The sequence below is a fragment of the uncultured Mycobacterium sp. genome, from assembly GCF_964249325.1.
GTDB lineage: Bacteria > Actinomycetota > Actinomycetes > Mycobacteriales > Mycobacteriaceae > Mycobacterium.
This window is the reverse complement of record NZ_CAXUCH010000299.1, coordinates 1-2,105: the sequence shown is the minus strand read 5'-3', so window position 1 is coordinate 2,105 and position 2,105 is coordinate 1. Positions and strand designations below refer to the sequence as shown.

Genomic DNA, 2,105 nt, shown 5'->3' with positions numbered 1-2,105 from the left:
CGTACGCCCAGCAGCGCGAAAGCTTCGGCAAGCCGATCTGGAAGCACCAGGCCGTCGGCAACTATCTGGCCGACATGGCGACCAAGCTCACCGCCGCACGCCAACTCACCCGTTATGCCGCCGAGCGCTACGACAGCGGCCAGCGCTGCGACATGGAAGCCGGGATGGCCAAGCTCTTCGCCTCCGAGGTGGCAATGGAGATCGCCCTCGACGCAGTGCGCATCCACGGCGGCTACGGCTACTCCACCGAATATGACGTCGAACGCTACTTTCGTGACGCGCCGCTGATGATCGTCGGCGAAGGCACCAACGAGATCCAGCGCAACGTCATCGCCGGGCAGCTGGTCGCCCGCGGCGGGATCTAGGTTCTCACGGCCGAGCGGCCAGTTATCACCCGCTTTTTCGCGGCTGGCGTGCATTAAGTGGCCGCTCGCCGGGCAGGATAGTGAGGAGTCCGATGCATGGAATATGTAGCGAGATGCAAAGGTTATCTGTGCCGAAACCAGCAGAATCGATGTCGCAGAAGGGAGTGATGACGATGCTGACGTTTGACCCGTTCCTCCGTGACTTCGATCGGCTCACCGAGCAGCTGTTAGGCACCACGCTGGGTACCGCCACCCGTCCCGCGGTGATGCCGGTCGACGCCTGGCGCGAGGGGGACCACTACGTCGTGGAGCTTGACCTCCCAGGCATCAAGCCCGACTCAATCGACGTCAGTGTCGAGCACGACACGGTGACGGTGCGAGCCGAACGGCCTGCCGCCACGGAAGACCGCAACTGGGTGGTCGCCGAACGCCCGTACGGCGTGTTCAGCCGGCAGCTATTCCTGGGCAACAGCCTGGATGCCGACAAGATCAGCGCCAACTACAGCGATGGCGTACTGCGGCTGACCATTCCGGTGGCCGAGGCGGCCAAGCCGCGCAAGATCGCCATCGGGACCGGTGCCCACAAAGCCATCGACGCCTGAGGCGGCGCCGGCTGGGCCGGCCTGTCCCCTCGCCGGGGCTTTCCCGGCGGGGGCTGGCCTGCCGGATGAAGTCCCCAGCGAGGGCCGCCCTGAGAACCCGTGCGCCAGGGTGGTCCTCGCTCACCAAGCGCTGTATCCGACGAGAGGTGATACCGATGACCAGCTTGCTCGATCCATTCGTTGATGACCTCGACCGGCTATCTGCACGCCTGCCACGAATCTTCGGCACCGCCGCCCACCCCGCGCTGATGCGGATGGATGCCTGGCGCGATGGCGACGCGATGATTGCGGAGCTCGACTTGCCGGGCATCAAAGCCGACTCGCTTGAGGTCACTGTTGAAAGCGGTGTGCTGACAGTGCGCGCCGAGCGGCAGGATCCTGATAACCGCGACCGCGTTTGGCTGACCGCCGAGCGCCCGCACGGCGTGTTCATCCGCCAGCTCTTCCTCGGCGAGCAGGTGGACAGCGACAAGATCAGCGCTGACTACACCAATGGTGTTCTGCGGCTGCTCATCCCATTGGACAAGGCCACCACACCGCGCAAGATTGCCATCGAGGCCGGCCGACACCACAACGCTGGAAACGGAGGTCGCCACCACTTGGCACCGCCATGGGTGCGCCGGTGGCTTGCCGGCGCTAACCGGGGCCGGCTCACCGTCCGCCACTAGCACCCTCAGCACGCCGAGTGGCCAGCTATGGCACGGTGTTTGCCCACCTGTCGCGTGCACTAACTGGCCACCCGGCGGCTGTGCGGTGTTAAGTGTTGCTGATGCCGCGCTTCACGATGGACATCCCGCTGTTGGCGTCAGTGCAGCGCCGGTTGATCTACTTCCCGTCGCCCGGGCCGCTGCCTGCCGTCGGCGCTATGCTGCCCGGCGGCGAGGACGTGGTGCTCGACACCGATGACGGGCTTCGGCTGGGCGCATGGTTCTTGCCGGCGGCGACCCGCGGGCCCGCGGTGCTGGTCTGCAACGGCAACGGTGGCGACCGCACGCTGCGCGCGCCGCTGGCCGCCGCGCTCGACGCTGCCATTGACCGCTGAGGGAGCCAAAAACCATGAAAATCCGCACGCTCGGTAACGGTCTCGACGTGTCCGCCCTCGGCCTCGGCTGCATGGGCATGAGCGCCAATTACGGGC

At 66.0% G+C, this 2,105-nt stretch carries 2 protein-coding genes and 2 pseudogenes (1 of these 4 running past the window's edge); all 4 read left to right on the top strand.

Translation table 11 applies throughout. From position 1 onward, the window contains the following. Positions 1–365, top strand: a pseudogene (locus ACFE99_RS23040) (acyl-CoA dehydrogenase family protein) (it extends 808 nt beyond the left edge of the window). A gap of 149 nt (positions 366–514) precedes the next feature. Continuing rightward, complete coding sequence (locus ACFE99_RS23035; protein ID WP_375488901.1) at positions 515–967, top strand: Hsp20/alpha crystallin family protein; 453 nt, start codon at positions 515–517, stop codon at positions 965–967. Between the two features lie 155 nt (positions 968–1,122). After that, positions 1,123–1,635, top strand: a complete 513-nt coding sequence (locus ACFE99_RS23030) for an Hsp20/alpha crystallin family protein (RefSeq protein WP_375488899.1) — start codon at positions 1,123–1,125, stop codon at positions 1,633–1,635. 101 nt (positions 1,636–1,736) lie between these two features. Next, positions 1,737–1,988 (top strand): annotated as a pseudogene (locus tag ACFE99_RS23025) (alpha/beta hydrolase); the annotation flags it as partial. Positions 1,989–2,105: the final 117 nt, after the last annotated feature.

Bases quoted from the DNA above. Each gene is read 5' to 3' on its own strand.
- ACFE99_RS23030 (WP_375488899.1), top strand. From the start codon at position 1,123: ATGACCAGCTTGCTCGATCCATTCGTTGATGACCTCGACCGGCTATCT.
- ACFE99_RS23035 (WP_375488901.1), top strand. From the start codon at position 515: ATGTCGCAGAAGGGAGTGATGACGATGCTGACGTTTGACCCGTTCCTC.